This is a genomic window from Allobosea sp. RCC_152_1, from assembly GCF_041360765.1.
GTDB classification, from domain to species: domain Bacteria; phylum Pseudomonadota; class Alphaproteobacteria; order Rhizobiales; family Beijerinckiaceae; genus Allobosea; species Allobosea spartocytisi.
On sequence record NZ_JBFUPU010000004.1, the window covers coordinates 160,643 to 173,870 of the forward strand.

At 67.4% G+C, this 13,228-nt stretch carries 11 protein-coding genes; 5 read left to right on the top strand and 6 right to left on the bottom strand.

The genetic code is table 11. From position 1 onward, the window contains the following. Positions 1-5: 5 nt before the first annotated feature. The 5 genes from fdhF (at position 6) to AB6806_RS15510 (ending at position 6,334) form a co-directional block, all read left to right on the top strand. Entirely contained in the window at positions 6-2,888 is a 2,883-nt protein-coding gene (gene fdhF / locus AB6806_RS15490) for a formate dehydrogenase subunit alpha (RefSeq protein ID WP_370954888.1), read from the top strand. Next, entirely contained in the window at positions 2,875-3,717 is an 843-nt protein-coding gene (gene fdhD, locus AB6806_RS15495; RefSeq protein WP_142022266.1) for a formate dehydrogenase accessory sulfurtransferase FdhD, read from the top strand. Before fdhF ends, fdhD begins: the two co-directional genes overlap by 14 nt. Beyond that, positions 3,714-3,971: a formate dehydrogenase subunit delta gene (locus AB6806_RS15500; protein ID WP_051988373.1), complete on the top strand. Its 258-nt coding sequence runs from the start codon at positions 3,714-3,716 to the stop codon at positions 3,969-3,971. Before fdhD ends, AB6806_RS15500 begins: the two co-directional genes overlap by 4 nt. A 95-nt stretch (positions 3,972-4,066) precedes the next feature. Next, a complete protein-coding gene (locus tag AB6806_RS15505; RefSeq protein WP_142022267.1) occupies positions 4,067-5,725 on the top strand; it encodes an OFA family MFS transporter in 1,659 nt (552 codons plus the stop codon). Between the two features lie 177 nt (positions 5,726-5,902). After that, on the top strand, positions 5,903-6,334 hold the full coding sequence (locus AB6806_RS15510) for an OsmC family protein (RefSeq protein WP_370954889.1): 432 nt from the start codon (positions 5,903-5,905) through the stop codon (positions 6,332-6,334). Between the two features lie 123 nt (positions 6,335-6,457). Here the strand turns inward: AB6806_RS15510 and AB6806_RS15515 are convergent, their stop codons facing one another. From AB6806_RS15515 to AB6806_RS15540, 6 genes are all read right to left on the bottom strand, one after another. After that, positions 6,458-7,420, bottom strand: coding sequence for an ABC transporter ATP-binding protein (locus AB6806_RS15515; RefSeq protein WP_112763923.1), 963 nt, complete (start codon positions 7,418-7,420; stop codon positions 6,458-6,460). Positions 7,421-7,484: 64 nt separating this feature from the next. Then, the gene (locus tag AB6806_RS15520) at positions 7,485-8,474 is read right to left on the bottom strand and encodes an ABC transporter ATP-binding protein (RefSeq protein WP_142022268.1); all 990 of its coding nucleotides are present in this window, start codon (positions 8,472-8,474) and stop codon (positions 7,485-7,487) included. Continuing rightward, positions 8,471-9,934 (bottom strand): amidohydrolase family protein, encoded by a 1,464-nt coding sequence (locus AB6806_RS15525; RefSeq protein ID WP_370955007.1) that lies wholly within the window; start codon positions 9,932-9,934, stop codon positions 8,471-8,473. The genes AB6806_RS15520 and AB6806_RS15525 overlap by 4 nt, the downstream gene beginning before the upstream one ends. A gap of 38 nt (positions 9,935-9,972) precedes the next feature. Further along, on the bottom strand, positions 9,973-11,172 hold the full coding sequence (locus tag AB6806_RS15530) for an amidohydrolase family protein (RefSeq protein WP_142022269.1): 1,200 nt from the start codon (positions 11,170-11,172) through the stop codon (positions 9,973-9,975). Between the two features lie 26 nt (positions 11,173-11,198). Then, on the bottom strand, positions 11,199-12,173 hold the full coding sequence (locus tag AB6806_RS15535; RefSeq protein WP_133565931.1) for an ABC transporter permease: 975 nt from the start codon (positions 12,171-12,173) through the stop codon (positions 11,199-11,201). Beyond that, positions 12,163-13,155, bottom strand: coding sequence for an ABC transporter permease (locus tag AB6806_RS15540; protein ID WP_038366644.1), 993 nt, complete (start codon positions 13,153-13,155; stop codon positions 12,163-12,165). The genes AB6806_RS15535 and AB6806_RS15540 overlap by 11 nt, the downstream gene beginning before the upstream one ends. Positions 13,156-13,228: the final 73 nt, after the last annotated feature.

Consider the following 13,228-nt stretch of genomic DNA (forward strand, 5'->3'; position numbering starts at 1 on the left):
CCAGGATGAGCCTGATCAAGGAAATCGACTACGGCACGCCGATCCGGTTCTCCGAGAAGACGGTGACGCTGACCATCGACGGCCAGAGCGTCACGGTGCCGGCCGGAACCTCGGTCATGGCCGCCGCCATGAGCCTCGGCACCAAAATCCCCAAGCTCTGCGCCACCGACTCGCTCGAACCCTTCGGCTCCTGCCGGCTCTGCCTCGTCGAGATCGAGGGACGGCGCGGCACGCCCGCCTCCTGCACCACGCCGGCCGAGGACGGCATGGTCGTGCGCACCCAGTCGGAGAACCTCTCCGGCCTGCGCAAGGGCGTGATGGAGCTCTATATCTCCGACCATCCGCTGGACTGCCTGACCTGTTCCGCCAATGGCGATTGCGAATTGCAGGACATGGCGGGCGCCGTGGGCCTGCGCGAGGTGCGCTACGGCTACGAGGGCGAGAACCACGTCTTCGCCAAGGGCAAGGACGGCGCGGTCAACGAGAACTGGCTCGCTAAGGACACCTCCAACCCGTATTTCACCTACGACCCGTCGAAATGCATCGTCTGCAATCGCTGCGTGCGGGCCTGCGAGGAGGTGCAGGGTACCTTCGCGCTGACGATCACCGGGCGCGGCTTCGACTCGCGCGTCGCGGCCGGCCCGACCGACTTCCTGGGTTCGGAATGCGTTTCCTGCGGCGCCTGCGTGCAGGCCTGCCCGACCGCGACGCTGATGGAAAACAAGGTCATCGAGCATGGCCAGCCCGAGCATTCGGTGGTGACGACCTGCGCCTATTGCGGCGTCGGCTGCTCGTTCAAGGCGGAGATGCAGGGCGACCGCGTCATCCGCATGGTGCCCTACAAGGACGGCAAGGCGAACGAGGGCCATTCCTGCGTCAAGGGCCGCTTCGCCTGGGGCTATGCCACCCATACCGACCGCATCACCAAGCCGATGATCCGGGCGAAGATCACCGACCCGTGGCGCGAGGTGTCGTGGGAAGAGGCGATCAATTACGCGGCTTCCGAGTTCAAGCGCATCCAGGCCCAATACGGCCGTGAATCGGTCGGCGCCATCACCTCGTCGCGCTGCACCAACGAGGAGGTCTTCCTCGTCCAGAAGCTGGTGCGCGCCGCCTTCCGCAACAACAATGTCGATACCTGCGCCCGCGTCTGCCACTCGCCGACCGGCTATGGGCTGCGCACGACGCTCGGGACCTCGGCCGGCACGCAGGACTTCAAGTCCGTCGCCAAGTCCGACGTCATCCTGGTCATCGGCGCGAACCCGACCGACGGCCACCCGGTCTTCGCCTCGCGGATGAAGAAGCGCATCCGCCAGGGTGCCCGCCTGATCGTCGCCGACCCCCGCCGGATCGACATGGTGCAGTCGCCGCATGTGAAGGCGGATTACCACCTGCCGCTGCGCCCCGGCACCAATGTCGCGCTGCTCAATGCGCTCAGCCATGTCGTCGTCACCGAGGGGCTGATCGACGAAGCCTATGTGCGCGAGCGCTGCGATCTCGGCGATTTCGAGCACTGGGCCCGCTTCGTCGCCCGCGAGGAGAACTCGCCGGAGATGAGCGAGCAATATACCGGCGTGCCGGCGGCGGATGTGCGCGCCGCGGCGCGGCTCTATGCCACCGGCGGCAATGGCGCGATCTATTACGGGCTCGGCGTCACCGAGCACAGCCAGGGCTCGACCACGGTGATGGCGATGGCGAACCTCGCCATGGCGACCGGCAATATCGGGCGCGACGGCGTCGGCATCAATCCGCTGCGCGGGCAGAACAATGTCCAGGGCTCCTGCGACATGGGCTCCTTCCCGCACGAATTCTCGGGCTATCGCCACGTCTCCGACGATTCGACGCGGCAGGTCTTCGAGATGCTCTGGGGCGTGCCGCTCGATCCCGAACAGGGCCTGCGCATCAACAACATGCTGGACGAGGCGGTCGAGGGCACCTTCAAGGGCCTCTATGTCCAGGGCGAGGACATCGCCCAGTCCGACCCGAACACCAAGCATGTCACGGCGGGCCTCGCCTCGATGGAATGCGTCGTCATCCAGGACATCTTCCTGAACGAGACGGCGAAATACGCCCATGTCTTCCTGCCGGGCGCCTCCTTCCTGGAGAAGGACGGCACCTTCACCAATGCCGAGCGCCGCATCAACCGCGTGCGGCAGGTCATGGCCCCGCTCGCCGGCAAGGACGAGTGGCAGGTGACGATCGATCTGGCCCGCGCGCTGGGCTACGAGATGGCCTATGGCCATCCGAGCGAGATCATGGACGAGATCGCGCGGCTCACCCCGAGCTTCGCGGGGGTCTCCTATGACAAGCTGGACAAGCTCGGCTCGGTGCAGTGGCCCTGCAACGACAAGGCCCCGACCGGCACGCCCTTGATGCATGTCGACCGCTTCGTGCGCGGCAAGGGCAAGTTCATGATCACCGAATATGTCCCGACCGACGAGCGGACGGGGCCGCGCTTCCCGCTGCTGCTCACCACGGGCCGCATCCTCTCGCAATACAATGTCGGCGCGCAGACCCGGCGCACCGAGAACGGCGCCTGGCATGACGAGGACGTGCTGGAGATCCACCCCTTCGACGCCGAAAGCCGCGGCATCCGCGACGGCGACCTCGTCGCGCTCGCCAGCCGCTCCGGCGATATCGCGCTCCGGGCGGTGATTTCCGAGCGGATGCAGCCGGGCGTGGTCTATACGACCTTCCACCACGCCAAGACCGGCGCGAACGTCATCACCACCGATTATTCGGACTGGGCGACGAACTGCCCGGAATACAAGGTCACCGCCGTCGACGTCCGGCGTACGAATGCTTATTCCGCCTGGCAGGAGAAGAATTTCGAAGAGGACGTGACCTTGCGCCGGATCGCGGAGCGCCTGCCCGATGCCGCGGAATAATCCGCCAGCCCAGCCGCCGGCCTCGGCCGCCGTCACGGCCCGGCCGCTGCGCTTCGGCGCGGCGCAGGACGATGCGCGCGAGATCGAGGTCGCGGTCGAGACCCCCATCAACATCGTCTACGGCAACATGCCCTATGCGGTGATGATGGCGAGCCCGTCGGACCTTGAGGATTTCGTCACCGGATTCAGCCTGACCGAGGGCATCGTGCGCGGCGCGGATGAGATCCGCGGCATCGCGGTCGAGCCGAAGGACGAGGGCGTCATCGTCACGGTCGAGCTCGCGCCGGGCCGCTTCCGCGAGCATCTGGCGCGGCGGCGCAATCTCTCGGGCCGGACCTCCTGCGGTCTCTGCGGGGTCGAGACCATCGAAGAAATTCCGATGGCTGATGCCGCGACGCGGGCTTCACGCGCCGTATCTGCCGCGGCGATCGAGGCCGCGCTTGCGGCGCTCGACAAGCACCAGCCGCTGAACCAGCTCACCCGCGCCGTCCATGGCGCCGCCTGGTGCGATGCCTCCGGCGCGATCCTGGCGGTGCGCGAGGATGTCGGCCGCCACAACGCGCTCGACAAGCTGATCGGCGCCCGCCTGCGTGCCGGGGCCAATGCCAGCGACGGCTTCCTGCTCGTCACCAGCCGCGCCTCCTTCGAGATGGTCGAGAAGGCCGCGATCTTCGGCGCGGGAACGCTGGTCGCGATCTCCGCACCGACCTCGCTCGCGATCGAACGCGCCCGGCATCTCGGCCTGACGCTCGCCGCGGTCGCACGGCGCGACGGCTGCATCGTCTTCACCGGTGCGCTCGCACCCGAACCCGAGACGATCGCCCGATGACGGAGGCCGGCCTGACCACCGATCACCACGCCGAAAACGTCGAGAAGCTCCGGCGCATGGCCGGGCAGATCGCCGATTTCTTCAAGGCCTATCCGGAAGCGGAGGCGGCCGCCTCCGTCGCCGACCATATCAACCAGTTCTGGACCGGACGCATGCGCGGCGACTTCCTCGCCGCCTTCGCCGACCGGCCGGAGGACCTCACGCCCCTGCTGCGGCAAGCCCTGCCGAAGATCAGGCCGGGGCGCGGAGGTTAGCAGCCAGACGCCGGTTCTGCCGGCGACAAGAGATGACAACGAGCTGGGACCCTACCCGGCCCGAACGGCGAAGCTTTGGGGAAAGGAACCGGGGAATGAGTGTCGCAGAGGATATCGGACAGGTCGGGGGCGGCGTCGGCCTGCTCGATCGCGAACGGACCATCGCCAAGGCCGGCTTCAACCGCTGGCTCGTGCCGCCGGCTGCGCTCTGCATCCATCTCTGCATCGGCATGGCCTATGGCTTCTCGGTGTTCTGGCTGCCGCTGAGCCAGGCGATCGGCATCACCAAGCCCGTCGCCTGCGCCGCGGATGTCGGCCTGATCGGCTCGCTGTTCACCACCGCCTGCGACTGGAAGGTCGCCGATCTCGGCTGGATGTACACGCTGTTCTTCGTCCTGCTCGGTTCGTCCGCTGCGATCTGGGGCGGCTGGCTGGAGCGCGTCGGCCCGCGCAAGGCGGCCTTCGTCTCGACCTTGTGCTGGTGCGGCGGCCTTCTGGTCTCGGCGCTCGGCGTCTACACGCACCAGCTCTGGCTGATGTGGTTGGGCTCCGGCGTGATCGGCGGCATCGGGCTCGGCCTCGGCTATATCTCGCCGGTCTCGACCCTGGTGAAATGGTTCCCGGACCGGCGCGGCATGGCGACCGGCATGGCGATCATGGGCTTCGGCGGCGGCGCGATGATCGGTTCGCCGCTGGCGGACATGCTGATGAACTATTTCAAGACCCCGGCCTCGGTCGGCGTCTGGCAGACCTTCGTCGCGATGGCCGCGATCTATTTCGTGTTCATGATGGCCGGCACCTTCGGCTACCGCGTGCCGCCGGCGAACTGGCGCCCGGAGGGCTGGACGCCCCCGGCGACGCAGAACGCGATGATCACCTCCGGCCATGTCCATCTCCAGAACGCGCACAAGACGCCGCAGTTCTGGCTGATCTGGGCGGTGCTCTGCCTCAACGTCTCCGCCGGCATCGGCGTGCTCGGCATGGCCTCGCCGATGCTGCAGGAGATCTTCGCGGGTTCGCTGATCGGCAAGCCGGAGATCGGCTTCGCCGCCCTCGACGCCGGGCAGAAGACGCAGATCGCCACGATCGCGGCCGCCTTCGTCGGCCTGCTCTCGCTGTTCAATATCGCCGGGCGCTTCTTCTGGGCCTCGCTCTCGGACAAGCTCGGCCGCAAATTGACCTATGCCACCTTCTTCGGGCTGGGCATCCTGCTCTACGCGCTCTCGCCCTGGGCGGCGCATGCGGGGTCGCTGGCGCTGTTCGTCGGCTTCTTCTGCATCATCCTGTCGATGTATGGCGGCGGCTTCGCCACGGTTCCGGCCTATCTCGCCGACATGTTCGGCACACAGTTCGTCGGCGCCATCCATGGCCGGCTGCTGACGGCCTGGTCGACCGCGGGCATCATCGGCCCCGTCGTGGTGAACTATATCCGCGAGGCGCAGATCAATGCCGGCGTGCCGCGCGCGCAGGTCTATGACCGCACGATGTACATCCTCGCGGGCATGCTGGTGCTAGGCTTTCTCTGCAACCTGCTGATCCGCCCCGTCGCGGCAAAGTGGTTCATGAAGGATGCCGAGGTCGCGGCGCTGCAGGCCCGCACGGCCAATGCCAACGCGACCGCGCATTACGGCTCCTACGGCATCGGCAAGGGCGGTGTTGACGGCACGGCCCTGCTCGCCTGGGCCGTCGTCGGCCTGCCGATCGCCTGGGGCGTCTGGATCACCCTGTCGAAATCGCTGGCGCTGTTCCGCTAAGCGGAGTTCGGCGGAGCCATGACGCGAAGCCCGCATCGGCAGACCGGTGCGGGCTTCGCCGTTCCCGGCTCGTCGTCATCTGTCCCGACAATGAACCTGCTACGCTCTCGCCCGTTGTGGAAAGGCGGCCTCCCCGGATGCCGCCATCCAGCTTCGATCACGAGAGGAGACAGCGTCATGGCGATCAACAAGACCGGCTCGGCCCATTGGGAAGGCGGCATCAAGGATGGCAAGGGCGCGATCTCGACGCAGACAGGCTCGCTCAAGGACTATCCTTACGGCTTCGCCAGCCGCTTCGAGGGCAAGCCCGGCAGCAACCCGGAAGAATTGCTCGGCGCGGCGCATGCCGCCTGCTTCACCATGGCGCTGTCGCTGATCCTCGGCGAAGCCAAGCTGACCGCCGAGGCGCTCGACACCACGGCGCAGGTGACGCTCGACAAGCTCGATGACGGCTACGCCATCACCGCGATCCATCTCACCCTCAAGGGCAAGGTGCCCGGCGCCGACCAGGCGACCTTCCAGTCGCTGGCCGACAAGGCCAAGGCCGGCTGCCCGGTCTCCAAGGTGCTGAAGGCGCCGATCACGCTCGAGGCGACATTGGTAGGTTGAGTTTCCGGCCGCAACGTCATGCCCGCCCTTGTGGCGAGCATCCATGTCTTGAACACCGCCTTCGCCGAAGGAAGACGTGGATGGTCGGGACAAGCCCGACCATGACGGAGAGGAACTGCCACCTCACGCGAAATGACAGGAGACGCTGACGCCACCCAGCATCCGCAACTCCGGCCGTTCGGCCCGGCAGCGATCGGCGGCGCGTGAGCAGCGCGGGTTGAAGCTGCAGCCCGGCGGCGGGTCGATCGGGCTCGGCACCTCGCCCGACATCGGCCGGCGTTCGCGGTTCGGCCGCTCGACATCGGGAATCGTGTCGAGCAGCAGCCGGGTATAGGGGTGGCGCGGCCGGCTGAAGACCTCCTCGGCCGGCCCCGCCTCGACGAAGCGGCCGAGATACATGATGGCGAGATCGTCCGACATGTGCCTGACGACCGAAAGATTGTGGCTGATGAAGAGATAGGTCAGCCCCAACTCCTTCTGCAGCTTGACCATCAGATTGAGGATCTGCGCCTGCACGGAGACGTCGAGCGCCGAGGTCGGCTCGTCGCAGACGAGGAAATCGGCTTCGGTGGCGAGGGCGCGGGCAATCGAGATGCGCTGGCGCTGGCCGCCGGAGAAGGCATGCGGGTAGCGGCTCGCATCGCTGCGCGACAGGCCGACGATCTCCAGCAGGTCGCCGACACGGTCTTTCGTGCTCGCGGCGTCCGGCCGCAGCTTCAATTCGCGGATCGGCTCGGCGATGATGTCGCCGACGCGCCAGCGCGGGTTGAGCGAGGCATAGGGGTCCTGGAAGATCATCTGCACGCGCGGCGGGCCGATGGTGCCATCAGCACGGCGGATGTCGCGGAAGTTCAGCATCCCCTGCGTCGGGCGCTGGAGGCCGACGACCATGCGCGCCAGGGTCGACTTCCCGCAGCCGGATTCGCCGACGATGCTGAAGGTGGTGCCGCGCCTGACCGTGAAGGAGACGTTTTCGACGGCACGCAGGATGCGGCGCGGCTGCTTCGAGAACAGCCGCGAGAGCGTCGGCGCCGAGACGTCGAAGCGGCAGGAGGCCGAGGCGACATCGAGGATGATGTCGTCCATGGTCGCCGTAGCGGTGGTCGCGATCTCCGGCACGGCCTGCCCTCGTTCGAGCGTGGTCACGGTATCACGCATGGGCCAACTCCTGCAGCGGGAAGTGGCAGGCCGCCGCATGGGCGACCGGCGGAAGGCCCGGCTTGTGATCGCGGCAGACGCCCTCCGCCCGGCCGCAGCGCGGGTTGAAGGCGCAGCCCGGCGGAATGGCGTTGAGCCGCGGCATGGCGCCGTCGATCTGGTTGAGCTGCGCATGCCGGGCATGGACGCTCGGGATCGAGGCCATCAGCCCGGCCGTGTAGGGGTGGCGCGGGCGGCGCACGACCTCCTCGACCGGGCCGATCTCGACGATGCGGCCGGCATACATCACCGCGACGCGGTCGGCGGTTTCGGCGATGACGCCCATATCATGCGTCACCAGCATGATGGACGTGCCGTGCTCGCGGCAGAGCCGCTTCAGCAGCGTGGTGATCTGCGCCTGAATGGAGACGTCGAGCGCGGTCGTCGGCTCGTCGGCGATGATCAGTACCGGCTCGGCGCAGAGCGCGAGCGCGATGACGACGCGCTGGCGCATGCCGCCGGAGAACTGGTGCGGGTAATGGTCGATGCGCATCTCGGCGGCGGGGATGCCGACCTCCTTGAGCAGGTCGAGCGCGCGCCTGCGCGCCTCCGCCTTGCCGACCGGCAGATGGGTGGTGATGGTCTCGACGAGCTGGTCGCCGACCGTCAGCAGCGGGTGCAGCGAGGTCAACGGGTCCTGGAAGATCGCGCCGATGCGACGGCCGCGCAGGCGGCGCATTTTTTCCGCCGGCAGATCGTCGATGCGCTGCCCTTCCAGCCTGATCTCGCCGCCGGCGATGCGGCCGGGCGGATCGAGCAGGCCGATCACCGCCGTGCCGGTCAGAGATTTGCCGGCACCGGACTCGCCGACCACGCCGAGGATCTCTCCCGGCGCGATGTCGAAGGAGACGCCGTCGAGCGCCGTCAACGGGCCGTGGCGGCCGTCGAAGACGATGCGCAGGTCGCGCACGGAGAGCAAAGGCGCGGCGGCGGATGCGGTCATGCGATGGCCTCGCTGCGTTCGATGGCGTAGCTTGACGAGAAGATCTCGCTCATCGGCGGGTGTCCGAGGGTGCGTTCGGGGTAGCGTGCCATCAGCCCCTCGAACTGGGCCTGGGCGCGGGCGTTGTCGGCGGCCTCGTCGATGCCGGGGATGATGCGGTTTTCCATGACGAAGCGGCCATCGATCACCACGGTCGAGACGTCGCGGCCATGGCCGGTCAGCATCATCGTCTGGATGGGGTCGATGACCTGCCCGCTATGGGGCCGGTCGAGCTCGAAGACGGTGATGTCGGCGCAGGCGCCCGGCTGGAGCCGGCCGAGATCGGGCCGCCGCAGCGCATCGGCGCCGCCGATGGTCGCGGCATCGTAATAATCCTCGGAGCGCACGGCGCCGGCATTGCCCGCCATGGTGCGGGCGAGGATCATGCCGACCTGCAGGTTCGTCACCATGTCGGGCGGGCTCGTATCCGTGCCCATGGCGATGTTGAGCCCCATCGCGCGGTAGCGGCCGAAATGATCGATGGCATTGCCGTGCCGGCCCGAGACCAGCGGGCAATGGACGATGCTCGCGCCGGAATCGCGGATGATCTCGAGGTCGCGGCCGGGCCGGTCGACGAGCCGGCTGCCGGAGACGACGGTGCCGTGCGGCAGGAGGCAGCGCTCGCCGAGGAAGCCGAGGCTCTCCAGCCATTCCGGCGGGCTCATGCCGTGCTGGGCGAGGACGAGGTCGTATTCGATCTTCGACTGGCAGCAATGCAGCCTGACGGGAATACCGAGCTCGCGCGAGGCTGCGGCCGTGCGGCGCAAGAGCTCCGCCGTCGAGGTCTCGATGCGGTCCGGCGCGAGCATGGCACGGATCAGACCGCCGGCGGCGCCTTCATGGCGTTTCGCGAAATCGATCGCGGCGTCGAGCTCGGCGAGGCCGCGCGCCTCGTCGTAATGGGTGACGATGCGGCCGTCTTCCTCGACCAGCTGGTTGCCGGTGCGATAGGCCGGGCCGAGATAGGCGCGGATGCCGAGCGCAGCGGCGGCTTCAGCGGCATCCTCGAACTCCTGCACCGTCTCGCCCCAGGCGCGGTAGAACAGCGAGGCGATCGGCAGCGCCGTGGTGATGCCGTTGCGGATCAGGGACGCGAAGGCGTGCTTCTTCTGGAAGGCCAGCTCCTCGCGGCTGTACATCTCGTAGGGTCCGGCCTCGAGATAGCTGCGCGGCCAGACCCGGCCCTTCTTCCAGGCCGGCTGGTTGTCGTAGCCGAGGATGGTGGTGTCGAGGTCGGAAAGCGCGTCGCAATCGACGAAGCCCGGCCCGATCAGGGCGTTGCCGTAGTCGATGCGTCTGCTGACCTCTCCCGGAAAGCCATGGCCGACGAAGACGATCCTGCCGTCCTCGAAGACCACCTCGCCGTCCTCGTAGAGGCGATGGCGGCCGTCCTTGTGGCCGATGACCCAGCGCGCCGCCATGAGGATGCGGCCTTCGGGGCGCTTTGCCGGCTTCAGGCTCACGGCGCGGTCCTGACCGAAACGCCGTCGCGGGCGACGATCTTGCCGCGCTTGACGACGCGGCGCTTCGGAGAGCGGGTGACGATCGCCTCGGCCAGCGTCTCGCCCGGCAGGATGACGAAATCCGCAGCCTTGCCCTCGGCCAGCCCGTAATCGGCGATCTCCATCACCTGCGCGCCGCCGAGCGTACAGACATCGAGCGCGATCCTGAGCTCGTCGTCGCGGCGGAAATTGTTGCGCAGGCCGACGAACATCGCCCGCTCCAGCATGTCGGCATTGCCATAGGGGCCCCAGGTGTCGCGGATGCCGTCCGAGCCTGAGCAGACGCGCACGCCGGCCTCGACCAGCTTCTTCACCGGCGGAGCGGCGCTGCGCGAGGGGGCGGTGGTCATGATCGCGATGTCGAGTTCGGCGAGCTGCGCGATCAGCGGATCGACCAGCGCAGGATCGGGTGAGCCCAGGCAGAAGGCGTGGCTGATCGTGACCTTGCCCTGCATGCCGAGCGCGCGGGTGCGCTCGATGATCAGCTCCGTCGAGAAGGCGCCCATCTCGCCGGGCTCGTGCAGATGGATGTCGAGCGGCTTGCCATATGTCTGGCAGAGCGCGAAGACGGCATCGAGATGCCCCTTGGGGTCGCGGTCGATGCCGCAGGGATCGAGGCCGCCGACGATCTCGCAGCCGGCCTTCATCGCCTGATCCATCAGCTCCAGCGTGCCGGGACGGCGCAGCAGGCCCGATTGCGGGAAGGCGACGAGCTCGATGTCGACGATGTCGCGGTATGCGTCGCGGGTCTTCATCACGCCCTCGACGCCCCAGAGCCCATGCTCGGTGTCGATGTCGACATGGCTGCGGATATGGGTCGTGCCCATCAGCGAGGACTGGATTGACTGCCGGGCCGACTGGCGCGCCGGCTCGATATCCAGCCGCTTCTTGCTCTCGCGCTCATTGTCGATCTTGTCGAGCAGCTTCGGGCCGACCTCGTTGACGTACCAGGGCTGGCCCCAGAGGCTCTTGTCGAGATGGGTGTGCGCCTCGACGAGGCCGGGGATGACGATCTCGCTACGCCCGTCCTCGACCGCCACGCCGGCCGGCGCGGCGATGTCCTTCGCCATGCGGGCGATGCGGCCGTTCTCGATGAGGATGTCGAGGGCCGCTCCAGCGTTCGGGCGGACATTCTTGAGCAGCAGGGAGGCGGTCATATCAGGCATTTCCTCGTGGTTTCTTGTCAGCGAAGTTTCGGATTCAGCGCATCGCGCAGCCAGTCGCCGAGCAGGTTGACCGAGAGCACGATCAGCCCGAGCTGCAGAGAGGGGAACACGACGAGCCACCAGGAGCCGGAGAACAGGTACTGGTTGCCGATGCGGATCAGCGTGCCCAGCGAAGGCTGGGTGATCGGCATGCCCACCCCCAGGAAGGAGAGCGTCGCCTCCGAGAGGATGGCGAGGCCGAGATTGAGCGTCGCCGCGACCATGACCGGCGTCAGCGTGTTCGGCAGGATGTGCCAGAGCATGATACGCGTCGCCGGCACGCGGATGATGCGGGCGGCCAGCACATATTCCTTGCGGCGCTCGACCATGGTCGAGGCGCGCACGGTGCGGGCATACTGTACCCAGTTGGTCAGCGAGATCGCGAGCACCAGCACCATCGCGGCGAAGGGGTCGCGCAGTTCCGGCGGCAGCAGGCCGCGGAAGACCGCGGAGACCAGGATCGCCATCAAGAGCGTCGGAATCGACAGCACGGTATCCCCGAGGCGCATCAGCAGATTGTCGATGCGCCCGCCATGGAAGCCGGCGACGAGCCCGACGGACACGCCGATCAGCATCGAGACGACCACGGCGGAAAAGCCGATGATCAGCGAGATGCGCGAGCCGTAGAGGATGGCGGAGAGCACGTCTCGGCCCTGCGGGTCGGTGCCGAGCAGGAAGGGCCATTCGCCGCCCTCCTGCCAGATCGGCGGGATCTCGGCCTTGTCGATGAAGATCTGCGAGAGATCATAGGGGTTCTGCACGGCGATCAGCGGGGCCAGGAAGGCCGTGACGATCAGCAGCGTCAGCACCAGCGCTGAGATCCAGGCGGCGGGCGTCTTGCGGAAGCTCCAGCCGATGTCGCTGTCGAGAAAGCGCCGGATGCGGCCGGGCTTGGCATCGGCAGGTTTGGCATCGGCAGGTTTGGCGACGGTCGCGACGGTTTCAGCGGGCATTGGCGGCTCCCGAGAGCGCGTCCTCGCGCAGGCGCGGATCGACCCAGGCATAGGTCAGGTCGACCAGGGTGTTCAGCGCGACGAAGATGAAGGAGACGATGATCAGATAGGCCGCCATCACCGGGATATCGACGAAGGTGACGGCCTGGACGAAGAGCATGCCCATGCCCGGCCACTGGAACACCGTCTCGGTGACCAGGGCGAAGGCGATGAGATTGCCGATCTGCAGGCCGGTGACGGTGATGACCGGCATCAGGCAGTTGCGCAGCGCATGGCCGAAATGGATCGAGCGGGCGGGCAGGCCGCGCGCCCTCGCGAAGCGGATGAAATCGGTGCGCATGGTCTCGAGCATCTCGGCCCGCACCAGCCGCATCACCAGCGTGATCTGGAAGAGCGAGAGGGTGATGCCGGGCAGGATCAGCGCCTTGCGCCCCGACGGCGTCAGGAAGCCGGTGCTCCACCAGCCGAGCTTCACCACCTCGCCGCGGCCGAAGGCCGGCAGCCATTGCAGCGTCACCGAGAAGACGAGGATCAGCATGATGCCGAGCGCGAAGCTCGGCAGCGACACGCCGAGCACCGAGCCGAATTGCAGCGCCTTGGCGAGGAGGCTTTCTCGTCGGATGGCGGTGTAGACCCCGAGCGGGATGCCGAGGGCGAGCGACAGGAAGGTCGCGACCAGGACGAGTTCGAAGGTCGCCGGGAAGCGCTCCGAGATGAGCGCGAAGACATCCTGCTGATTGCGGTAGGAGATGCCGAAATCGCCCTGGGCCGCGTTCTTCACGAAGGTCGCGAATTGCAGCACGAAGCCCTTGTCGAGACCGAGGCGGGTCCGCAATTCGTCGCGCTGCTGCTGGCTCGCCTGCTCGTTCAGCATCAGCTCGACGGGATCGCCGACGAAGCGGAAGCTCAGGAAGGCGAGGAAGGCCACGGCGAGCATGACGCCGGCGGCATTCAGGAAGCGCTTGAGGAGGAAGGCCGGCATGGGCGGCTCCTGGGTTCCGGCGGCATTCCCGGGCTTCGCGTTGGCGAAGACCCGGGAAGCTCAGGCGGATGAA

Excerpts from the sequence above, each read along its gene's own strand:
- fdhF (WP_370954888.1), top strand. The coding sequence starts at position 6 with ATGAGCCTGATCAAGGAAATCGACTACGGCACGCCGATCCGGTTCTCC.
- fdhD (WP_142022266.1), top strand. The coding sequence starts at position 2,875 with ATGCCGCGGAATAATCCGCCAGCCCAGCCGCCGGCCTCGGCCGCCGTC.
- AB6806_RS15500 (WP_051988373.1), top strand. The coding sequence starts at position 3,714 with ATGACGGAGGCCGGCCTGACCACCGATCACCACGCCGAAAACGTCGAG.
- AB6806_RS15505 (WP_142022267.1), top strand. The coding sequence starts at position 4,067 with ATGAGTGTCGCAGAGGATATCGGACAGGTCGGGGGCGGCGTCGGCCTG.
- AB6806_RS15510 (WP_370954889.1), top strand. The coding sequence starts at position 5,903 with ATGGCGATCAACAAGACCGGCTCGGCCCATTGGGAAGGCGGCATCAAG.
- AB6806_RS15515 (WP_112763923.1), bottom strand. The coding sequence starts at position 7,420 with ATGGACGACATCATCCTCGATGTCGCCTCGGCCTCCTGCCGCTTCGAC.
- AB6806_RS15520 (WP_142022268.1), bottom strand. The coding sequence starts at position 8,474 with ATGACCGCATCCGCCGCCGCGCCTTTGCTCTCCGTGCGCGACCTGCGC.
- AB6806_RS15525 (WP_370955007.1), bottom strand. The coding sequence starts at position 9,934 with ATGGCGGCGCGCTGGGTCATCGGCCACAAGGACGGCCGCCATCGCCTC.
- AB6806_RS15530 (WP_142022269.1), bottom strand. The coding sequence starts at position 11,172 with ATGACCGCCTCCCTGCTGCTCAAGAATGTCCGCCCGAACGCTGGAGCG.
- AB6806_RS15535 (WP_133565931.1), bottom strand. The coding sequence starts at position 12,173 with ATGCCCGCTGAAACCGTCGCGACCGTCGCCAAACCTGCCGATGCCAAA.
- AB6806_RS15540 (WP_038366644.1), bottom strand. The coding sequence starts at position 13,155 with ATGCCGGCCTTCCTCCTCAAGCGCTTCCTGAATGCCGCCGGCGTCATG.